This is a genomic window from Bacillus sp. UMB0728 (assembly GCF_002858875.1).
Lineage (GTDB): Bacteria > Bacillota > Bacilli > Bacillales > Cytobacillaceae > Bacillus_AB > Bacillus_AB infantis.
In genome coordinates this window covers 25,464-47,431 of sequence record NZ_PKLA01000013.1, presented here as the reverse complement: position 1 = coordinate 47,431, position 21,968 = coordinate 25,464, and the positions used below count along the sequence as shown (strand labels likewise).

Below are 21,968 nucleotides of genomic sequence, written 5' to 3'. Positions count from 1 at the left end.
CCAGCTCCGGGCGCTAGCCCCTCGAGTCTTAAGCCAATCAGATCAGAAGGTTAAAGAACAACCTTCCGCTCTGCTCGTCTTAAGCTTGTCGGGGCTGAGCAAGCGCCCTCCGCCTTTCTTATGTCCAGCTCCAGCGGCTAGAGCCTCGAGTCATAAGCCACGGCAGAATTAAAGGCAAAGAACGCCTTTTATTCTGCCGCGTCTTATGCTTGTCGGCTCTGGGCAAGCCGCTTCCGCCTTTCTTAGTTGCACTATTTGATATTTTTAGGTATATTTTGAGGGTATAAGAGGCTATGCTGACGAGTATAGAAAACATAGTGAATTTGCTTGATTGCGGGCATGCTAGGCTGATTTTCGCTCTCGTCCTGGAAAGGGCGGGATTTTTTGCATTCAGGGCCTGAGATGCCATGTCAAATAGATGGACGAGCTTGTTTCTTTTGCTTGCTCTTACTTTGCTGAACATTAACAGGAGGGAAACCAATGGAAGGAAAATTGAAGACCTTTTATCTTACAACCCCGATCTATTATCCGAGCGGAAATCTGCATATCGGCCATGCCTACACAACAGTGGCCGGAGATGCGATGGCCCGCTATAAGCGCCTGCGCGGCTATGATGTAATGTATTTGACCGGTACGGATGAACATGGACAGAAAATTCAGCAGAAAGCTGAAGAAAAAGGCGTAACGCCGCAGGAGTATGTTGATGAGATCGTCGATGGCATCAAGGACCTGTGGAGCAAGCTGGACATCTCCTATGATGATTTCATCCGCACGACCCAGGATCGCCACAAACAGGTGGTTGAAAAGATTTTCGCCCGCCTGGTTGAGCAGGGCGATATTTATTTGGGAGAATATGAAGGCTGGTATTGTACGCCTTGTGAATCATACTTCACAGAGCGCCAGCTGGTTGACGGCAACTGCCCTGACTGCGGACGCCCTGTCAATAAAGTGAAGGAAGAATCCTATTTCTTCAAGGTGAGCAAATACGCAGACAGGCTGCTTAAGTATTATGAAGAAAATCCGCATTTCATCCAGCCTGAATCACGCAAGAATGAAATGATCAACAATTTCATCAAGCCTGGACTTGAGGACCTGGCTGTTTCAAGGACAACCTTTGACTGGGGCGTAAAAGTGCCGGACAATCCAAAGCATGTGGTATATGTATGGATCGATGCGCTTTCCAACTATATTACGGCCCTTGGCTACGGAACAGAAGACGACTCCAAATATCTGAACTATTGGCCTGCGGATGTCCATCTGGTCGGCAAGGAAATTGTCCGTTTCCATACGATCTACTGGCCAATCATGCTGATGGCGCTGGATCTGCCGCTGCCAAAGAAGGTATTTGCCCATGGCTGGCTTTTGATGAAGGATGGGAAAATGTCCAAATCCAAAGGGAATGTCGTTGATCCTGTTACATTGATTGACCGCTACGGACTGGATTCCCTCCGCTATTACCTCCTTCGCGAAGTGCCGTTCGGCGCTGATGGTGTTTTTACACCGGAAGGATTTGTTGAGAGGGTCAATTTCGACCTGGCAAATGACCTGGGCAATCTGCTTAACCGTACGGTGGCAATGATCGAGAAGTATTTTGACGGAACGATACCTGCCTATCAAGGATCTGAAGGCGAGTTTGACAAGCAGCTGCTTGATATGAACAAAGAAACAGTCGCCAAGTATGAAGAAGCGATGGAAAAGATGGAATTCTCTGTAGCCCTTTCATCTGTGTGGCAGCTTGTGAGCAGGACGAACAAGTACATCGATGAAACACAGCCATGGGTGCTTGCGAAGGACGAAGCACGCAAGGAAGAGCTGGGCAATGTGATGTTCCACCTGGCTGAGTCTCTGAGAAGGACCGGCGTATTGCTGAAGCCTTTCCTGACACGCACGCCGGATGGAATCTTAAATCAGCTGAATGTGAATACAGAAGAGCTGACATCATGGGAAAGCCTCGAGACGTTCGGCCTGATTCCGGAGAATACGAAGGTAGTCAAAGGAGACCCGATCTTCCCAAGGCTTGATATGAAAGAAGAAGTGGAATACATTAAAGAAAAAATGCAGGGAAGCGCACCAGCTCCTGCAGCAGAAGAGAAGAAGGTGCCTGAGAAGCCGGACAGCGAGGAAATCACAATTGATGATTTTATGAAGCTGGACCTGCGGGTAGCTGAAGTCATTTCGGCTGAGCCGGTTAAGAAAGCGGATAAGCTTCTAAAGCTTCAGCTTGATCTTGGGTATGAAAAGAGGCAGGTAGTTTCCGGTATTGCAAAATTCTATAAGCCGGAAGAGCTTGTCGGCCGCAAGGTTATCTGTGTGACCAACCTTAAGCCGGTTAAGCTGCGGGGCGAGCTTTCAAAAGGCATGATCCTGGCCGGAAGCGAGGACGGAGCGCTGTCACTTGCGACTATTGCCGAGTCGCTGCCAAACGGAGCGCGTGTAAAATAAGCCAGTAGAATGGACATAGGGATGTTTTGCGTTTCATAAGCGTCGGACAGCCCTATGTTTTCTTTCATTTAAGGCCAGGAAAGATATTTTGTAACATAAATGAAATAATAGAGATGTAAATATAATATTTTACTCTAGTAAGGAGTTTTTCTATGTTATTCGACACGCATGTACATTTGAATGCCGAACAGTTTGAGGAAGATCTGGAAGAAGTGATCGGGAGGGCGCAGGCAGAAGGTGTCTCCCATATGGTGGTTGTCGGCTTTGACCGCCCGACAATCACCAAAGCCATGGAGCTGGCAGAAGCCTATGATTTTATTTTTGCATGTGTCGGCTGGCATCCTGTCGATGCTATTGATATGACTGATGAGGACCTGGCCTGGATCGAGGAGCTGGCTGCCCATCCAAAAGTAGTGGCAATCGGGGAGATGGGGCTTGACTATCATTGGGATAAATCGCCGAAGGATGTCCAGAAGGATGTATTCAGAAGGCAGATCAGGATGGCGAAGAAAGTTAAGCTGCCGATTGTCATCCATAATCGGGACGCAACGGCTGATGTTGTGGAAATCCTGAGGGAAGAGGGAGCGGGAGAGGTCGGCGGCATCATGCATTGCTACAGCGGGAGTGTCGAAGTGGCTAAGGAATGCCTTGATATGAATTTCTATATTTCTCTCGGTGGCCCGGTAACCTTCAAAAATGCGAAAAAACCGAAGGAAGTCGCAGAGGCAGTTCCTCTTGAAAAGCTATTGATTGAAACCGACTGCCCTTATCTTGCTCCGCATCCCTACCGGGGAAAAAGGAATGAGCCTGCCTATGTTAAGCTGGTGGCTGAGCAGATTGCCGAACTGAAAGGGCTGGCATTCAAAGAAGTGGCAGAAGCGACAACGGAAAATGCAAAAAGATTATTCGGCATCAACCGCTAAGCGTTTTTGTCGATTCATGGGGGAGCTTGTCCCTATTAAGTCCAATTCTTAAAAGTTCTACACGCCTCCTTTTCATCATAGGATAACCGTGTCGATAAGTCTCTCTTTCCTTTCTCTTGTTTTTTTTGCATAATAGGAAATACGTTTTCCCCTCCCGCCCAGGAAAGCAGCAAAATGAGAGAAAAGTGTTTGAGTTGACAGCCGGCAAGATACTCTATATAATCACTCCGAAGAGAAAAGGAGGCGTTTTTCATCGCGATTGAGAACATGAAAAACCTGTTTTCCAAGTCTTTGAGTAAGAAAAAACTGACCGTCATGGTTGCTAGTTTAATAGTTTTTTCGGCAGCTGCCGGGTTCATGATTTTTGAAACCACGAAAAAAACAGTAGCAGTTTCCATGAATGGCCAGGACAAAGTCATCAAAACACATGCAGATACAGTTCAAGATATATTCGATGATCTGGAAATATCCCTTCGCTCAGAAGACTATCTGTTTCCCTCGGGAAGCACAAAGGTAAAGGACGGCTTAGAGGTAGTATGGGAGCCGGCAAAACAGGTTCAACTGACAGACAGCAGCGGGAAGAAAACGATTTGGACAACGGCGGATACGGTTGGCGGGCTTTTAAAGGAGCAGAATATTGCACTTTCAGAGCATGATAAAGTCAATCCGAAGCCGGATGAGGGAATTAAGGACGATTTAAAGATAGAAGTGGAAAAAGCTTTTGCGTTGACGCTCATTGAGGGCGGCAAGAAACAACAAATGTGGTCAACTTCGACTACGGTCGCTGACTTTTTATCGCAGCAGGGAATTACACTAAACAATATGGACCGTGTTGAACCAAAGCTAGAAGAGACAGTCAAGGAAAATGCCATTGTCAATGTCATTCGAGTTGAAAAAGTCACCGATGTAGTGGAAGAACCAATCAGTTATGCCGTGGTTACAAAGAAGGACGCCAGCCTTGCCAAGGGGAAGGAACAGGTTGTCTCCCACGGGCAGGAAGGCCTTTTATCAAGGCAGTATGAAGTTGTTTTGGAAAACGGAAAAGAAACATCCAGAAAATTGCTCAGTGAAAAGAAAGTAAAAGAGAAAAAGGATAAGATTGTTGCTGTCGGCACGAAGGTTATGGCGCAGAGGGTTGCTGTTTCCCGCGGAGCGGGCTCAAGCGAGTCCGGCAGGGAGATGTATGTTTCCTCTACTGCATATACTCCAAGCTGCAGCGGATGCTCGGGCATAACCGCTACAGGGATCAATCTTAAATCAAACCCAGGCATAAAAGTCATCGCCGTTGATCCGCGGGTAATCCCGCTAGGCACGAAAGTCTATGTCGAAGGATATGGGTATGCAGTGGCAGCCGATACCGGCTCTGCCATTAAGGGCAATAAAATCGATGTATTCTTTGCTTCCAAGTCGGATGCATACCGGTGGGGAAGAAAGACGGTTAAAATCAAAATATTAGACTAAACGATTTATGCAGGGGAAGAATTTCTCCTGTTTTTTTGTTTGGTTTAGCGGAGTCTGGCAATGCGGAATGATTTTTTCCCGGCGATTCGGTAATATATAATAAAACACAGACGGATTGTTTTTATTGTTACTCATACTATTAGACGATTCAGATTACAAAAATGTTTCAAGTTTTTATCAAATTTTTCATTTTAATTTTGGAGGACCAATGAAGATTAAAGAAATCATTGTAGTGGAAGGCAAGGATGATACGACGGCTATAAAGAGGGCAGTCAATGCTGACACGATTGAAACGAACGGTTCAGCCATCAATGCGGCAACTCTGGAAAGAATCAAGCATGCTCAAAGCAAGAGGGGTGTCATCGTTCTGACGGACCCGGACTTTCCGGGCCAGAAGATCCGTGATAGCATCACCCGCCATGTGCCTGGCTGCAAGCATGCTTTCATAGATAAGACGGATGCACTGCCGAAGTCGGGCAGAGGCCTGGGGGTCGAGCACGCTTCCCCTGAGACGATCAGGAAAGCACTCCGGGAGGCCCAGACTATGCAGGAAACAGCCCGGGAGGAAATTACCCAGGAAGATTTGATCCTGGCCGGCCTCATCGGCGGGAGCAGCGCGAGGGAGCGCAGGGAGAAGCTGGGAAGGCTTCTTAAGATTGGGTATACTAACGGAAAACAGCTTCATAAGAGACTGATGATGTTCCAGGTCCCGAAAGAAGACTTTGCATCTGCCATTGAAGCGATCGACCAGGAGGAGCGCCATGCATAAAGATATCGCAACACCACTTAGAACACGTGCCATACTTGAAAAATACGGCTTTAGCTTTAAAAAGAGCCTGGGGCAGAACTTCCTGATAGACACCAATATACTGAACCGGATCGTCGACCATGCCGAGCTTCGGGAAGGTTCAGGAGCAATTGAGATCGGGCCCGGCATAGGGGCACTCACAGAGCAGCTGGCCAAGCGGAGCGAAAAAGTGGTCGCCTTTGAAATTGACCAGAGGCTCCTTCCGATCCTGAAGGAAACGCTCGCACCTTATCCGAATGCTGAAGTGATCCATCAGGATGTCCTGAAGGCTGATGTTAAAACCACAATCGAGGAAAGGTTTGCACCGGGCCAGGATCTGATGGTGGTTGCCAATCTCCCGTATTATGTGACCACTCCGATCATCATGAAGCTCCTGGAGGAAAAACTGCCGATCCGCGGGATCGTCTGCATGCTCCAGAAGGAAGTGGCTGACCGCATTTCGGCCAAGCCGGGCTCAAAGGACTATGGATCGCTTTCAATTGCCGTCCAGTACTATACAGAAGCAGAAACGGTCATGATCGTTCCCAAGACTGTATTTGTTCCGCAGCCGAATGTCGACTCGGCCGTGATCAGGCTGACGAGGAGGGAGCAGCCTCCAGTGCTGGTGAAGGATGAGGCATTCTTTTTCCAGGTGACAAAGGCAAGCTTTGCTCAAAGAAGGAAGACCATCCTCAACAACCTGACAAGCCAGCTGCATGAAGGAAAGCAGAAAAAAGAGGCCATCCTTGCTGCATTGGAGACAGCAGGCATTGAGCCTTCCAGACGCGGGGAGACCCTTTCAATCGGAGAGTTTGGCCGCCTGAGCGATGAACTTTATCCCCATTTTAAAAATTAACGAGCAGGAGCCCGGAAATCGCCGGGCTTCTTTTTTTATTTGCCTGCTGCCGCCCATTCACCCGGAAGGCACATGTGCAGGGGCATTTGCATAGTTTATGAAAGAACCAGAAGCGATTAGACCAGCTCGGCACAGGAGCTTAATGGAGTGACGCCAGTGAGCATTAACCTTATGGATATTGTAGGAAGGGTTTCATATAACTGTGACATCATGTTTCGGGTGATCGATATACGTGAAGAAGAAGGCCGGAAGCTCGCGGTTCTGTATGGAGAGGATATCAGGCTGATAGCGGATGCGCCTTATGAAGATCTGATTGTGATCAACCAGTCAGAGCGGATGAAGATGTCAAGGCAGTATCAGTCCCTTGAGGAACAGTCTTATAATCTGTTCAGGCAGGATGTGAGCCTCCTGAAGCAGAAGCAGGAATACGAAGCAACCGGCGCATACAGCAAGCCGTTCAATTATTTTCAGATCCCGGGCAGGGTGCTTCATCTGGACGGTGATCCGTCCTATTTAAAGAAATGCCTTTCCCTATATGAGAAGATCGGTGTCCCGGTAACCGGGATTCACTGCAATGAAAAAGAGATGCCGAGTAAAATAGGCCAGCTCATCGACTATTACAGGCCGGATATCCTGGTCATCACAGGGCATGATGCCTACTCAAAGGCCAAAGGCAAGGTGACCGATATCAATGCTTACCGCCATTCCAAGCATTTTGTCCAGACGGTCAGGGAAGCGCGGAGAAAGATTCCCCATCTGGATCAGCTGGTCATATTTGCAGGGGCCTGCCAGTCGCATTTCGAATCCCTGATCCACGCAGGGGCCAATTTTGCAAGCTCGCCATCACGTGTCAATATCCATGCCCTTGATCCCGTCTATATTGTGGCTAAAATCAGTTTCACGCCTTTTATGGAGCGGATTAATGTATGGGACGTCCTCCGAAATACGCTGACAGGCGAAAAGGGGCTTGGCGGGATAGAGACAAAAGGTGTGCTCCGGACGGGCATGCCGTTTAATAAAGGAGCGGAATAAGGGGAATAAGCCGGCATAAGAGCGGGCTTATTTTTTTGTTCAGGCACTGTCATGGCATTTGCTTAAGTCAGGCAGGACAGGCTTTCGCCAGCTCTGTTTTCAGGCTGCCCAAATGATAAGCAGCAAGGTTTTCCTGTCTTATTCATATTTGGCACATAATTCGCTTATTTTAGGGAATGATAAAAATGTTGAAAAATAGGATAAAAAGTAGACGAAAATATATTGACAATCTTTTTTAAAGACTGTTATAATTTATGTTTTTATTTGACTCTACTGTGTCAGTGTGATATACTTTACATAGTGAGGTGGACCGAATGGCAAAAACATTAACGGACATAAAAAAGGCTCTTGATTCAAATTTGGGGAAAAGGCTTTTGCTTAAAGCCAATGGCGGGCGCAGGAAAACGATTGAACGTTCAGGCGTGCTGGCAGAAACATATCCCTCTGTATTTGTGATTGAACTTGATCAGGATGAAAATGCATTCGAACGCGTATCTTACAGTTATGCAGATGTTTTAACAGAAACGGTTCAAATTACCTTCTACGAAGACGCATCAGGACATATGGCTTTAAGCTGATATATATCCTTTTCTAAAAAGCAGGGGCGGCAAAACGATTTTTGCCGCCCCTGCTTTTTAATTTGCTCCCGCAGAAACAGTCAAATATAGGTTTGCATGGGCAGGCTTGATGCCGCCTACAATAAAAATACCGCAATGCTTAAAAAGGGGATGTTGCATTGAGCAGGAGAAAAGGCGTCATGTCAGAAGGATTCAAGGAAGAACTGGCGAAAGAGCTCGGCTTCTATGATGTTGTCCAGAAGGAAGGCTGGGGAGGCATCCGTGCGAAGGATGCCGGCAATATGGTGAAACTGGCGGTAGAAAAAGCACAGCAGAGCCTCCTTCAGTAAAAAATGATGTTCACTGCTTCAAGCTTGAAACCAAACAGCTGCATTTGCGGGCCCGGGGGCAACCCCCGGGTTTTTTGCGTCTAAGGGGCTCCAAGGCCCTTCCAGACAGCTCATTCTGCCTTTTCTCTTTCCCATTCGCATGGTAAAATTACTTATTTGTTGAAGAATGTCTGATTCGAACGTCTTACAAGCCCTGTTTTGTGGTAAAATAGGACAAAAACTGAGACGTTGAAATGAGCAGAAGTAGGTGGGTATTTTGAAGCTTTTAGTAAAGGCGCCGGCTAAGATCAATTTATCGCTGGATGTATTATATAAACGGCCGGATGGCTACCATGAGGTGGAGATGATCATGACGACGATCGATCTCGCCGACCGCCTTGAATTGACTGAATTGAAAAAAGACGAAATCAGGATCATTTCCCATAACCGGTTTGTGCCTGATGACCAGCGGAATCTCGCATACCAGGCGGCATCCCTGCTGAAGGAGCGGTTCAAGGTAAAACAGGGAGTGGCCATTACGATAGAAAAGACCATTCCGGTCGCGGCAGGGCTTGCCGGCGGCAGCAGCGACGCAGCAGCAGCCCTGAGAGGCTTGAATAAGCTGTGGGGGCTCGGCCTTTCACTGGATGAGCTTGCAGAGATCGGAGCGGAAATAGGATCAGATGTATCTTTCTGTGTCTATGGCGGTACTGCGCTGGCGACGGGGCGGGGAGAAATGATTAAGCATCTGCCGGCACCGCCGACATGCTGGGTGATCCTCGCGAAGCCATTCATCGGGGTATCGACTGCGGATGTATACAGGCGCCTCGATCTGAAAGGGATCCATCATCCGAATACCGCGGGCATGGTAGAGGCGATCAAGGATGGCGATTACAGCAGCGTATGCGAAAATGTCGGGAATGTACTGGAAGATGTGACGCTCAATCTTTATCCTGAAGTCGCACAAATCAAAGATCAGATGAAAAGGTTCGGAGCGGATGCTGTGCTGATGAGCGGATCGGGGCCTACGGTGTTCGGCCTTGTTCACCATGATTCAAGAATGCACCGGATTTATAACGGCCTGAAAGGCTTCTGTGATCAGGTCTTCGCGGTACGAATGCTGGGTGATCAGCATAAGCTTGATTAAATCCGTATATTAGTGGTATATTATCGTTAATTATTCGGATTCCGGAGGTTTCGTAATGATGAAGTTTCGCCGCAGCGAGCGCTTAATAGATATGACGAATTATCTGCTGGAGCATCCCCGGCAGCTGGTGTCCCTCACTTTTTTTGCCGACCGTTACGGCTCTGCCAAATCTTCGATCAGCGAAGACCTGGCCATTATAAAAGAGACATTCGAACAGCGGGGAATCGGCACCCTTCAGACAGTGCCGGGTGCAGCCGGTGGAGTGAAATACTCTGTAAAGGTAAGCGATGATGAGGCACGCCCTTTTATAAGCGGGCTTTGTGAGGTCATTGCTAGCCCCGAAAGGCTCCTGCCGGGAGGCTACCTGTATATGACTGATATCCTCGGCGATCCGGCGATTGTCCAGAAGGCGGGAAGAGTCTTTGCCTCCGCTTTTGCCGATGCTGATATCGATGTAGTCATGACCGTGGCAACAAAAGGGATCCCGCTTGCCTACGCTGTCGGGGCATACTTAAATGTGCCGGTCGTGATCGTCAGGAGAGACAGCAGGGTGACAGAAGGATCGACAGTGAGCATCAACTATGTTTCAGGGTCAGCCAAGCGCATCCAGACGATGGTGCTTTCGAAAAGAAGCCTGGAAGAAGGATCGAAGGTGCTGATTGTCGATGATTTTATGAAAGCAGGCGGTACGGTCAACGGCATGATCAGCATGCTGGAGGAATTCAAGGCACATGTTGCCGGGATTGCGGTCCTGGTGGAAGCAGAAAAAGCTGAAGAACGCCTTGTTGATGAATATTTGTCTCTTGTCCAGCTTGCAGATGTGGATGTCAAAGAGAAGAAAATCAATGTGACAGAGGGAAACTATTTCAGGCATAAGAACGGATAAAGGTGGGAGAAGCCATGAAAAAAGTTCATACAGAGATGGCTCCGGCTGCAATCGGACCATACTCACAGGGAATTGTCGTAAACAATATGTTTTACAGCTCAGGCCAGATTCCATTGACTGCCGGAGGCATCATGGTGGATGGCAATGTCAAGGAGCAGACGCACCAAGTGTTCAAGAACCTCCAGGCTGTACTGAAGGAAGCGGGTGCTTCGCTGGAAACGGTCGTAAAGGCGACGGTCTTCATCAAAGATATGAATGACTTCGCGGAGATCAATGAAGTGTATGGAGAATATTTCGGAGAGCACAAGCCGGCCCGTTCCTGTGTGGAAGTAGCAAGGCTGCCAAAAGATGCACTGGTTGAAATTGAAGTAATAGCGCTCGTTAAATAAAACGGGGGCTTTTTTTTACCTCAAAATATTTTCTGAATTACCTGTAAATTTAGGTGGTTTGTACTGCTGTGGAAGGTCCGCACATGCTGTAAGCGCCTCCTTTTGCTTCCTTTTCCCCAGAGCACGGGAAAAAACCCAAAAAAAAAATTCCCATTTAAGAAGGAGAATTGGAAAATTTGTTGAATTAATAAAATTAGAATTTATTTACTAGTAAAGGTGGTGAACCAAATGGAGGTAACTGACGTAAGATTGCGCCGTGTAAATACAGATGGACGGATGAGAGCAATTGCTTCAATTACTTTAGACCATGAGTTTGTTGTTCATGATATCCGTGTCATTGACGGCAATAATGGCCTATTTGTCGCAATGCCAAGCAAACGTACACCTGATGGAGAGTTCCGTGATATCGCTCACCCGATCAATTCCGGAACGCGCGGCAAGATCCAAGAAGCTGTTTTGGCAGAATATCACCGCTTAGGCGAATTAGAAGTTGAATTTGAAGAAGCCGGAGCTTCTTAAGTATAATTGCAACGAGGGCCTACTTCATTAGTCAGGCTCTTTTTTATGGCCATTTTCACTGCCTGCTCCTTATTATTGCCTTTCCCCTGTAAGACCCCTGTATAAACCATCCTTCTCAAATAATTTCCTTCCCAGAAAATCTTCCTTATGACAAAAATATGTACTTTGGCAACATTCCTTGAAATGAAAGGCTTTTTGAGATATATTCTTAATGGATAAAAAGGTAAATTGGAGGCCTGTAAATGTCTACACGTTTCGCGGTAATTTTAGCCGCAGGCCAAGGGACACGCATGAAGTCAAAGCTTTATAAAGTGCTTCATCCCGTTTGCGGCAAACCAATGGTTCAGCATGTTGTGGATCAAGTATCGAATCTTCATATAGAAAAAATCGTCACCATCATCGGGCATGGCGCCGAGCTTGTCAAATCCCAGCTGGGTGATGCAAGCAGCTATGCGCTTCAGGAGGAACAGCTCGGCACAGCCCATGCTGTCATGCAGGCTAAGGATGCCCTTGAAGGAAAAGAGGGTGTGACCATCGTTGTGTGCGGGGATACACCACTCATCAAGGCAGAAACAATGGAGTCGCTCTTCCGCCATCATGAGGAAACTGGTGCAAAAGCAACCATCCTTACTGCCATTGCTCCTGATCCTGCAGGATATGGAAGAATTGTACGGAATGAAGAGGGGCATGTCGAGAAAATCGTCGAGCATAAGGATGCGACAGAGCAGGAGAGAAACATCACCGAAATCAACACAGGTACATACTGCTTTGATAACGCATCGCTTTTCCGTGCCCTGAACAATGTCAGCAATGACAATGTCCAAGGAGAGTATTACCTGCCTGATGTCATTGAAATCCTGAAAACTGAAGGTGAGACGGTATCAGCCTTCGCAACAGGCGATTTCGATGAGTCACTGGGCGTCAATGACCGTGTTGCTCTTTCTCAGGCAGAACGCATCATGAAAAGGCGCATAAATGAGAAGCATATGAGAAACGGTGTGTCGCTCATCGATCCTGAACAGACGTATATCAGCCCTGAAGCGGTGATTGGCCAGGATACAGTCATCTATCCGGGAACAGTCATCCAGGGGGCTGCGGTGATCGGCTCAGAATGCGTGATCGGCCCCAACACGGAAATCAAGGACTGTACGATCGGGGACACCACTGTTATCAGGCATTCTGTCGCCCACGACAGCAGCATCGGCAGTGGTGTAGCGATTGGGCCGTTTGCCCATATCCGTCCTCAGTCAGATATCCATGATGAAGTGAAGGTCGGCAATTTCGTTGAAATTAAGAAGTCTGTTTTCGGCAAAGGAAGCAAGGCCTCCCACCTCAGTTATATTGGGGATGCGGAAGTCGGAAGCGATGTGAACCTCGGCTGCGGCTCAATCACAGTCAATTATGACGGAAAAAATAAATTCCTGACAAAAATCGAAGACGGTGCATTCATTGGCTGCAACTCCAATCTGGTTGCACCTGTAACGGTCGGAAAAGGCGCGTATGTAGCGGCCGGCTCTACCATCACGGAAGATGTGCCTGGAGAAGCGCTGGCAGTGGCCCGTGCAAGACAGACGAATAAAGAAGATTATGTGAGCAAGCTTAATAACAAGAAATAATAGTGATAAAAAGCTAATGGAGGTTAACATGTCGAACCAGTATTTAGATCCAAACTTGAAGGTGTTTTCCCTGAATTCAAATCGTGATCTGGCATCGGAAATTGCAAAGGTTATCGGAGTGGAGCTTGGAAAGTGCTCTGTTACGCGTTTTAGTGATGGAGAGATCCAGATTAACATCGAGGAAAGCATCAGGGGCTGTGATGTATTCGTGATCCAGTCCACAAGCTCTCCTGTAAACGAGCACTTGATGGAGCTTCTGATCATGATTGACGCACTGAAGAGGGCTTCTGCCAAGACAATCAACATTGTTATGCCTTACTACGGCTATGCACGCCAGGACCGCAAGGCGAGAGCCCGTGAACCGATCACGGCCAAGCTTGCAGCCAACCTGCTTGAAACGGCAGGGGCGACGCGTGTCATCACGCTGGATCTTCATGCGCCGCAAATCCAGGGCTTCTTCGATATCCCGATCGACCATCTGATGGGTGTGCCGATTTTGGCCGATTATTTCGGAAACAAAGATCTGGATGGCGATATTGTCATCGTATCACCGGACCATGGGGGAGTAACCCGCGCACGCAAGCTTGCTGAGCGCCTGAAGGCTCCAATCGCCATCATCGACAAGCGCCGTCCTAAGCCGAATGTGGCGGAAGTCATGAATATCGTCGGAAATATCGACGGCAAGATTGCTATCCTTATCGATGACATCATCGATACGGCCGGCACGATCACCCTTGCTGCGAACGCCCTGATTGAAAATGGCGCGAAGGAAGTCTATGCGTGCTGCACACATCCTGTGCTGTCAGGGCCGGCGATCGAGCGGATTCAGAACTCAAATATTAAAGAACTGGCTGTCACAAACTCCATTGCTTTGCCTGAAGAAAAGAAAATCGCAAAAGTCAGGGAGCTGTCTGTAGCCCCTCTTATCGGGGAAGCGATCATCCGCGTCCACGAGGAGCAGTCTGTCAGCACTCTGTTCGATTAATTCAGCAGTACAAGAGGCTTGCCGCAGGGCAAGCCTTTTATGCTATACTCATGTTATAAAACAGCTTGCAGGCAAATGTGTTTAAAACATCTCCATTTAGGGCATTTTTAAAAAGATAAGTATGCAGTCCATTTGCATGGTTCATTTTAATTACACCTTAAATTGAGGAAGGGGACGTTTTTTATGAGCACTGTACTTCAAGCCAAAGAACGAAAAGAATTCCGCAATTCCAATCTGACGCAGCTGCGCAATGAGGGGAATATTCCTGGTGTTGTTTATGGGAATAAAATCGAAAGCAAAGCAATTTACCTGAATGGCCCTGATTTTATCAAAACAATCCGGGAAACAGGCAGGAATGCTGTTTTTTCTCTTGATGTAGAAGGCACAAAACATGATGTGGTGCTGAGCGACTATCAGGCGGACCCTTTGAAAAATGAAATCACCCACCTGGACTTCAGGGCGGTTGATATGTCGCAGGAAATCACGGCAGAGGTGAGGATCGAGCTGGTCGGCGATGCGGCAGGCGTTAAAGACGGCGGAGTCCTTCAGCAGCCTGTCCATGAGTTATCTGTATCGGCCAAGCCGAATGACATTCCGCAGAGCGTAGAAGTAAACATAGCAGATCTCCAGGTCGGAGAAAGCATTACGGCCGCAGATATTAAAGCGGGCCGCGGCTTCACGATCAATACGGATGATGAAACAGTCATTGCTTCCATCCTTGCGCCAAGGCAGGAAGAGGAAATAAGCACAGGCGAAGAGCAGGAGCCAGGCATCCCTGAGAATCAGGAAGGCCGGGAAACTGAAGCAAACGAAGAGTAAACAATAAAGGGTCTGGCCCGCTCTGGTCAGACCTTTTCTTACGTTGATAGGCGGAGGTAATAAGACATGAAATTGTTTGTAGGGCTGGGGAACCCAGGGAAAGAGTATGAGAAAACAAGGCATAACATAGGCTTTGATGTTATTGACAGGCTGTCCGGGAAGCTGAATATCCCTTTGGACCAGGCAAAGTTCAAGGGTGTGTTCGGCATGGGGCGCGTCGATGGAGAAAAGGTATTTCTTCTAAAGCCGCTTACATATATGAATCTGTCAGGAGAATCGATCAGACCGCTGATGGACTATTATGATATTGACACAGAAGATCTGGCTGTCATCTATGATGATCTTGATTTGCCGCCGGGGAAAATCCGGCTCAGGCAGAAGGGCAGCGCAGGCGGCCATAATGGCATCAAATCAACAATTGCGCACACAGGCACACAGGAATTCAGCCGCATCCGCGTCGGGATCGGGCGCCCTGAAGGCGGGATGAAGGTGACTGATTATGTGCTCGGCCGTTTTACAGCAGAAGAGCAGAAGGTCATGGATGAGGCGACAGACCGCTCGGCTGATGCCTGCATAGATTGGATCAGGAAGCCTTTCCTTGAGGTCATGAATCAATATAACCAATCTTAGCTTTTCATTATTTCATTTGGTCTTACATATGATAAAGTTAAGTTAGCGTTTTCTGCTGCACTCTGTAAGTGAATAAGATTCCTTCCCGGGGCAATACTAGCAATAACAATTGTTAGACAGGGAGGGACAGGCATGGCACTTCATTATCATTGCCGCCATTGCGGCATGAAGATGGGAACGCTGGATAACTTGTCAATGCATGCAGAAAGCCTTGGGTTCCATAAATTGAATGAAGAAGAACGCCAGGATATGATTCTCTATGGGTCATCCGGGGATATACACATAACATCGATCTGCGAGGATTGCCAGGAATCACTGGAAAGAAATCCTGATTACCATCAGAACGATTACCTTATTCATTAAAAAGCTTTGGACGGACACTCCAAAGCGTTTTTCTGTTTTCATATGCACACATAACGACTTAGGACGAGAGGAGGGGTTGCCATGCTAGGATTAAAACAGCTTTTCACCCGGCAGGATGATATCAAGACAGTCATCACCGGAGTGAACGGGGGGCTGAAAGAGCAGCTGGTGGCCGGATTGACCGGCTCGGCACGGACGCTTTTCCTTGCCTCTATATATGAGCAGACAAAAAAGCCTATGCTGGTTGTAACTCACAATCTTTTACAAGCACAGAAATTATATGATGATATTGTCAATCTGATAGGCGAGGATGATGTATATCTTTATCCCGCCAATGAACTGATCGCATCGGAGCTCAGCATTGCAAGCCCCGAGCTGAGGGCGCAGAGAATCGACGCGCTCAACCATTGGAGCGGGAAGGGCACCGGCATTGTCATTATCCCTATGGCCGGGATGAGGAAGGTGCTTCCGCCTCCTTCCCTTTGGAAGAAGCGCCAGCTGATATTAAAGCTTGGCGATGATATAGAAATAGAGGAGCAGCTTCTTGAGTTTGTCAAAATGGGCTACAGCCGAACTGATATGGTGTCATCCCCGGGAGAATTCAGCGTCAGGGGCGGCATCCTGGACATCTATCCGCTGACCGAAGCGGATCCGATCAGGATTGAGCTGTTTGACACCGAAATTGACAGCATCCGTTCTTTTTCCCTGGAAGACCAGCGATCGAAAGAAAAGCTGAAGCAGGTCCATATCGGCCCTGCAACCGAGAATCCTTTTGAGGATGAGCATTATGACAGGGTATATGAGAAGCTGGAAAAAGGCCTTTCAGCCAGTCTGAAGAAGCTGAAGGATGAGAAGGCAAAAGAGCTGCTGGCCCAGAATATCGGGTATGAACTGGAGCAGCTCCGGAACAGGCAAAGGCCTGAGCAGATGTTCAAATACCTCTCCTATGCTTATGAATCCAATAATAGTTTGCTAGATTACCTTCCGCAGGATGGGCTTATTTTTATCGATGAAATCAGCAGGGTCCAGGAGATGAATGAGTCCCTTGAGAAAGAGGAGGCAGAATGGTATACAAGCCTGCTTGGCGAAGGAAAAATTGTCCATGACGTCAAAATTTCCCACAGCCTGAAGGAATTCATCGCCCGGTCATATCAGCCGATCGTTTACATGTCCCTATTTTTAAGGCATGTCCCGAATACGAATCCGCAGAATATCATCAATGTCTCCTGCAGGCAGATGCAGAACTTCCACGGCCAGCTGAATGTGCTGAAAAGCGAGCTGGAACGCTGGAGGAAGAGCGGCTTCTCTGTTTTGTTCCTCGGCCCTGACATGGCCCGGGTCAAAAAGCTTCAAAGCGTTTTGGCAGACTATGAAATTGAGGCTGCTGTCATCGAGCCTGATAAAGAAGTGCTGAAGGGCAAGTTCCAGATCACGGAAGGAAGCCTGCAGACAGGCTTTGAACTGCCGATCCAGAAAATTGCCGTCATCACGGAAGAAGAGCTTTTCAACAAGAAAACAGCAAAGCGGTCACCGCGCAGGCAGAAGCTTTCGAATGCTGAAAGAATCAAAAGCTATTCAGAGCTTAAAATCGGCGATTATGTTGTCCATGTGAACCACGGGATCGGCAAATATCTTGGCATTGAAACACTCGAAATCAATGGCCTTCATAAGGATTATCTGAATATCCGCTATTCAGGCAGCGACCAGCTGTATGTTCCGGTCGATCAGATTGATCTTGTCCAGAAGTATGTAGGGTCTGAAGGCAAAGAGCCGAAGATCTATAAGCTTGGCGGCAATGACTGGAAGCGTGTCAAGAAGAAGGTTGAAAGCTCTGTTCAGGATATAGCGGACGATCTGATCAAATTGTACGCCGAGAGGGAAGCGTCGAAAGGTTATGCATTCTCTCCTGACGGGGACATGCAGCGCGAATTCGAGTTGTCCTTCCCTTACCAGGAAACAGAGGATCAGCTGAGGTCCATCCATGAAATCAAGCTGGATATGGAAAAAGAGCGGCCGATGGACCGCCTCCTGTGCGGCGATGTTGGCTACGGGAAAACTGAGGTGGCCATCAGGGCTGCCTTTAAGGCAATTGCGGACGGCAAACAGGTGGCCATCCTTGTGCCGACAACGATCCTTGCCCAGCAGCACTACCAGACAATGAGAGAAAGGTTCCAGGAATACCCTGTTGAGATCGGGCTCTTAAGCCGCTTCCGGACAAAGAAGCAGCAGACCGAGACAGTCAAGGGCCTTAAAAACGGCACCGTTGATATTGTTGTCGGCACCCATCGCCTGCTCTCAAAGGAAATCATTTATAAAGACCTCGGGCTGCTCATCATTGACGAAGAGCAGCGGTTCGGCGTCACTCATAAAGAAAAGATCAAACAGCTCAAAACAAATGTTGATGTCCTGACATTGACTGCGACGCCGATTCCCCGGACCCTGCATATGTCGATGCTCGGCGTGAGAGACTTGTCTGTCATCGAGACACCGCCGGAGAACAGATTCCCGGTCCAGACCTATGTAATGGAATACAATGGCGGACTTGTCCGTGAAGCCATCGAACGGGAGATGGCGCGGGGCGGCCAGGTATATTTCCTGTATAACAGGGTTGAGGACATCGAACGGAAGGCAGAGGAAATCTCCATGCTTGTCCCGGATGCCAAGGTGGTTGCCGCCCATGGCCAAATGACTGAAAATGAGCTCGAATCAGTTATGCTGAGCTTCCTTGAAGGAGAAGCGGACGTCCTTGTCAGCACAACGATCATTGAAACGGGAGTCGATATCCCGAATGTGAACACCTTGATCGTATTTGATGCAGACCGGATGGGGCTCTCCCAGCTGTACCAGCTGAGGGGGCGGGTTGGCCGCTCAAACAGAGTTGCCTATGCGTATTTCACCTACCGGAAGGATAAAGTGCTGACTGAAGTGGCAGAAAAGCGCCTCCAGGCCATCAAGGAGTTCACGGAGCTGGGGTCTGGATTTAAGATTGCGATGCGCGATCTTTCCATCAGGGGTGCCGGCAATCTGCTCGGCTCTCAGCAGCACGGATTCATCGATTCTGTCGGCTTTGACCTGTATTCCCAGATGCTTAAAGAGGCGATAGAAGAACGGAAGGAAAATCCGGAAACATATAAAAAGCCTTCTGTGGAAATCGATCTTGAAATCGATGCCTACATCCCTGATGCTTATCTGGCGGATGGAAACCAGAAGATTGAAATGTATAAAAGGTTCCGCGGCATCGACTCGATGGATGAGGTCGAAGGGCTGAAGGAAGAAATGACAGACAGGTTCGGAGATTATCCGGATGAGGTCGCTTACCTGTTCCGGGTCGCCGAGATGAAGGTCCATGCCCAGGAGGCCGGTGTAGAGCTCATCAAACAGTCCAAGGCTGAAGTCCTGATTCTCTTGTCAGAGGAGGCAAGCTCTCTGATTGACGGACAGAAAATCTTCCAGGAAAGCACCAAACATGGACGGATGGTCGGCCTCGGCATGGAAGGCAAGAAGCTGAAGATGGTCATCCAGACAAAGGGTTACAGTACAGACAAATGGCTTAACACCGCCTATGATATGATTCTTGGAATAGATAAGGCCAAAAAGAAGCAGCAAAATCCAATATCGTAAAGTAATGGAAAAGTTCCTGTCACCTAAATGAAATGAGAAAAGTGTTTAATTAGAGTAGACAAGGGTATTTCAAATGGTAAGGATTTTTATACTGGAATGTTTATCCTATTGAGGAAATGTTATCACCCGAGAGAAAAAATATTTGCAAGTGTATAGAACTTTCCATATGAAAGATACTAAGTTCAAACATGGAGAAGATTTCAACAAAAGGAAGCAGAAATCTACTCCTGCTAAAAATCATCAGATGAAAGTGAGGCAACGCAGGATGAAAGCAACTGGTATAGTTCGTCGTATCGATGATTTGGGTCGTGTAGTAATCCCGAAGGAAATCCGCAGGACACTGCGAATTCGTGAAGGTGACCCGCTGGAAATATTTGTAGACCGCGATGGTGAAGTCATCTTAAAGAAGTACTCGCCAATCAGCGAATTAAGCGATTTTGCAAAAGAATATGCAGAAGCTCTGTATGACAGCCTTGGAAACCCGGTCCTGATTTGTGACAGGGATACATTTATCGCAACGGCAGGCGGATCAAAAAAGGATTATCTGAACAAAAACATCAGTGATCTGCTGGAAAAAACAATGGAAGACAGAACTTCTGTCCTCGTCAACACTCAAGGTGAGTATGCCCTTGCGGATGGGAATGAGGAAAGCCTTTCTGCTTATACAATCGGTCCGATCATTGCCAATGGCGATCCGATAGGCGCAGTCATCATTTATGCGAAGGAAGATTCGCTTGGTGATGTAGAACAGAAGGCTGTAGAAACGGCAGCTGGATTCTTGGCAAGGCAGATGGAGTCCTAATACCAATTTTGAATCTTATAGAGATGAAAAGGGGCAGCCTGGCTGCCTTTTTTCTATGGGAAAAATGAAAATGAATGCTTCAAAGCTATTTGTTTTATGACAGACGGATAACGAAACAAGGTTAATGCGCTATCATCCCATCCTGCGGCCAATAGTTATGCTATAATACTTTTCGAATTCATTATTGGAAGGAGATGGGCAATGAAGCCCGTTAATCAATCAGGAGATCTGTTCAAAGGAGCCCTGATCCTTGCAGCTGCCGCTTTGATCACAAAGGTTTTGAGCGCAGTTTACAGAGTCCCCTTCCAGAATATCGTAGGGGATGTCGGCTTTTATATTTACCAGCAGGTATATCCTTTTTACGGGATTGCCATCGTGCTGTCTACATACGGTTTTCCGGTCGTGATTTCAAAGCTTTATGCCGAACAGGCAAAGAGCAGGAAAGAAGCTCTTCAGCTGCTGGCGGCCTCCGGTCTTTTCCTTTTGGCCGCTGGTCTGGCTGCTTTCTTGATAATGTTTGCCGGGGCAGATTGGATTGCTTCGCAAATGGGAGATCCAAAGCTGGGTATCCTTTTAAGGACTCTTTCACCAGCCTTCCTTCTTCTGCCGGCGACAGCTCTTCTCAGGGGTTATTTCCAGGGCCGGGGCGACATGCTTCCGACTGCTGTTTCCCAGGTGGGAGAGCAGGCCATCCGTGTGGCGACCATTTTGGCTGCTGCGTTCATCCTCATGAAAGAAGGAGCATCACTATATACAGCCGGCAGCGGGGCCATTTTCGGTTCAGTGACAGGAGGCATTGCTTCTGCAGTCATCCTGTCCGCCTTTTTCTGGCGTGTGATAAAAAAGGAAGCAGCTGGGGCAGAGGGTATTGAACTGAGTGGAAAAGCAGTCCTGAAGACGATGAAAACCATCGCTCTCCAGGGTGCGGCCATCAGTGCGGCTTCTATGCTGCTTATCCTTCTTCAGCTGGCAGATTCTCTGAATCTGTATTCCCTGCTTGTATCGGCAGGGCTGGATGCTGAAGAGGCAAAGAAGCTGAAAGGGATTTATGACAGGGGCCAGCCGCTCATACAGCTTGGGACCGTTATTGCCACCTCAATGTCGCTTTCGCTTGTTCCGCTCATCACAGCTGAAAAGCTGAAAAACAATCAGAAGTTCCTTGCTGAAAAGGCAGGCCTAGCCCTCCGTGTCAGCCTGCTCTTTGGGACAGGTGCGGCCTTAGGATTATGGGCCATTATCAAGCCGGTCAATATCATGCTGTTTGAGAATGCGGAAGGATCAGAAGTGCTCTCAGTGCTGAGCCTGTTCATTTTCTTTGCCTCGATCATCATGACCCTGGCGGCCATTCTGCAGGGGCTGGGCCACACCTTTTTCCCGGCGGCAGTGATTATTGGAGGCTTCGGGATAAAATATATCCTTAACATTCTGCTTGTGCCGGCTGCAGGGACGATGGGAGCAGCTATTGCTGCATGTGCAGCACTCGCCGTTGTGCTGCTTGTCCTGCTCGCCAGGCTCCGCTTCTTATTCCGGCAGCCTTTAGTGCGGGGCCGCTTCATCCTGGGGCTCGGAACTGCTGCTGCTGTCATGCTGCTGTATTTGAAGGCCTACCTGCTGGCAGCAGGATCTTTGGCAGGGGAAGGGCGCCTTGCGGCCGGCCTTATAGCTTTAAGTGCAGCTGCAACAGGCGGAATTGTATTCATGCTTTTAGCTTTAAAAGGAGAGACTTTTAGAAAAGAAGAAATCAGCATGCTGCCTTTTGGAAGCAAGCTGGGCTATTTGCTGCCCGGCAGGAACAGGAGATGAT

General features: G+C 48.1%; 20 protein-coding genes. All 20 read left to right on the top strand.

Translation table 11 applies throughout. From position 1 onward, the window contains the following. The first annotated feature begins 480 nt into the window (after positions 1-480). The 20 genes from metG to CYJ37_RS26420 all read left to right on the top strand — a co-directional run bounded on the left by metG (position 481) and on the right by CYJ37_RS26420 (position 21,967). Entirely contained in the window at positions 481-2,442 is a 1,962-nt protein-coding gene (metG, locus tag CYJ37_RS26520; protein ID WP_101553000.1) for a methionine--tRNA ligase, read from the top strand. Between the two features lie 152 nt (positions 2,443-2,594). Continuing rightward, on the top strand, positions 2,595-3,365 hold the full coding sequence (locus tag CYJ37_RS26515) for a TatD family hydrolase (RefSeq protein ID WP_101552998.1): 771 nt from the start codon (positions 2,595-2,597) through the stop codon (positions 3,363-3,365). Positions 3,366-3,632: 267 nt separating this feature from the next. Next, the gene (locus CYJ37_RS26505; protein WP_022543204.1) at positions 3,633-4,826 is read left to right on the top strand and encodes a G5 and 3D domain-containing protein; all 1,194 of its coding nucleotides are present in this window, start codon (positions 3,633-3,635) and stop codon (positions 4,824-4,826) included. Between the two features lie 208 nt (positions 4,827-5,034). Continuing rightward, positions 5,035-5,595, top strand: coding sequence for a ribonuclease M5 (rnmV, locus tag CYJ37_RS26500; RefSeq protein WP_009796183.1), 561 nt, complete (start codon positions 5,035-5,037; stop codon positions 5,593-5,595). Continuing rightward, on the top strand, positions 5,588-6,469 hold the full coding sequence (rsmA, locus tag CYJ37_RS26495; protein WP_009796182.1) for a 16S rRNA (adenine(1518)-N(6)/adenine(1519)-N(6))-dimethyltransferase RsmA: 882 nt from the start codon (positions 5,588-5,590) through the stop codon (positions 6,467-6,469). Before rnmV ends, rsmA begins: the two co-directional genes overlap by 8 nt. 156 nt (positions 6,470-6,625) lie before the next feature. After that, on the top strand, positions 6,626-7,501 hold the full coding sequence (gene yabG, locus CYJ37_RS26490) for a sporulation peptidase YabG (protein WP_022543205.1): 876 nt from the start codon (positions 6,626-6,628) through the stop codon (positions 7,499-7,501). A 314-nt stretch (positions 7,502-7,815) separates the two neighbouring features. Further along, complete coding sequence (gene veg, locus CYJ37_RS26485) at positions 7,816-8,079, top strand: biofilm formation stimulator Veg (protein ID WP_009796178.1); 264 nt, start codon at positions 7,816-7,818, stop codon at positions 8,077-8,079. A 158-nt stretch (positions 8,080-8,237) separates the two neighbouring features. Further along, entirely contained in the window at positions 8,238-8,408 is a 171-nt protein-coding gene (locus CYJ37_RS26480) for a small, acid-soluble spore protein, alpha/beta type (RefSeq protein WP_009796176.1), read from the top strand. Between the two features lie 256 nt (positions 8,409-8,664). After that, positions 8,665-9,534 (top strand): 4-(cytidine 5'-diphospho)-2-C-methyl-D-erythritol kinase, encoded by an 870-nt coding sequence (ispE, locus tag CYJ37_RS26475; protein ID WP_009796175.1) that lies wholly within the window; start codon positions 8,665-8,667, stop codon positions 9,532-9,534. Between the two features lie 58 nt (positions 9,535-9,592). Next, complete coding sequence (purR, locus tag CYJ37_RS26470; RefSeq protein WP_035403610.1) at positions 9,593-10,420, top strand: pur operon repressor; 828 nt, start codon at positions 9,593-9,595, stop codon at positions 10,418-10,420. A gap of 14 nt (positions 10,421-10,434) precedes the next feature. Further along, positions 10,435-10,809 (top strand): 2-iminobutanoate/2-iminopropanoate deaminase, encoded by a 375-nt coding sequence (gene ridA, locus CYJ37_RS26465; protein WP_009796173.1) that lies wholly within the window; start codon positions 10,435-10,437, stop codon positions 10,807-10,809. Between the two features lie 228 nt (positions 10,810-11,037). Further along, complete coding sequence (gene spoVG, locus CYJ37_RS26460; protein WP_009336662.1) at positions 11,038-11,328, top strand: septation regulator SpoVG; 291 nt, start codon at positions 11,038-11,040, stop codon at positions 11,326-11,328. 242 nt (positions 11,329-11,570) lie between these two features. Beyond that, positions 11,571-12,944 (top strand): bifunctional UDP-N-acetylglucosamine diphosphorylase/glucosamine-1-phosphate N-acetyltransferase GlmU, encoded by a 1,374-nt coding sequence (gene glmU, locus CYJ37_RS26455; protein ID WP_101552994.1) that lies wholly within the window; start codon positions 11,571-11,573, stop codon positions 12,942-12,944. Positions 12,945-12,972: 28 nt separating this feature from the next. Next, positions 12,973-13,929 carry a ribose-phosphate diphosphokinase gene (locus CYJ37_RS26450; RefSeq protein ID WP_009796168.1) on the top strand — a complete coding sequence of 319 codons (957 nt, stop codon included), beginning with the start codon at positions 12,973-12,975 and terminating at the stop codon, positions 13,927-13,929. 183 nt (positions 13,930-14,112) lie between these two features. Further along, a complete protein-coding gene (locus tag CYJ37_RS26445; RefSeq protein WP_009796167.1) occupies positions 14,113-14,748 on the top strand; it encodes a 50S ribosomal protein L25/general stress protein Ctc in 636 nt (211 codons plus the stop codon). A gap of 66 nt (positions 14,749-14,814) precedes the next feature. Continuing rightward, positions 14,815-15,378: an aminoacyl-tRNA hydrolase gene (pth, locus tag CYJ37_RS26440; protein ID WP_101552992.1), complete on the top strand. Its 564-nt coding sequence runs from the start codon at positions 14,815-14,817 to the stop codon at positions 15,376-15,378. Positions 15,379-15,510: 132 nt separating this feature from the next. Continuing rightward, the gene (locus CYJ37_RS26435) at positions 15,511-15,741 is read left to right on the top strand and encodes an anti-sigma-F factor Fin family protein (RefSeq protein ID WP_022543206.1); all 231 of its coding nucleotides are present in this window, start codon (positions 15,511-15,513) and stop codon (positions 15,739-15,741) included. Between the two features lie 81 nt (positions 15,742-15,822). Next, positions 15,823-19,362, top strand: coding sequence for a transcription-repair coupling factor (gene mfd, locus CYJ37_RS26430; protein ID WP_101552990.1), 3,540 nt, complete (start codon positions 15,823-15,825; stop codon positions 19,360-19,362). A gap of 265 nt (positions 19,363-19,627) precedes the next feature. After that, positions 19,628-20,164 (top strand): stage V sporulation protein T, encoded by a 537-nt coding sequence (spoVT, locus tag CYJ37_RS26425; protein ID WP_009796163.1) that lies wholly within the window; start codon positions 19,628-19,630, stop codon positions 20,162-20,164. A gap of 201 nt (positions 20,165-20,365) precedes the next feature. Further along, positions 20,366-21,967: a putative polysaccharide biosynthesis protein gene (locus tag CYJ37_RS26420; protein WP_101552988.1), complete on the top strand. Its 1,602-nt coding sequence runs from the start codon at positions 20,366-20,368 to the stop codon at positions 21,965-21,967. Position 21,968 lies beyond the last annotated feature (1 nt).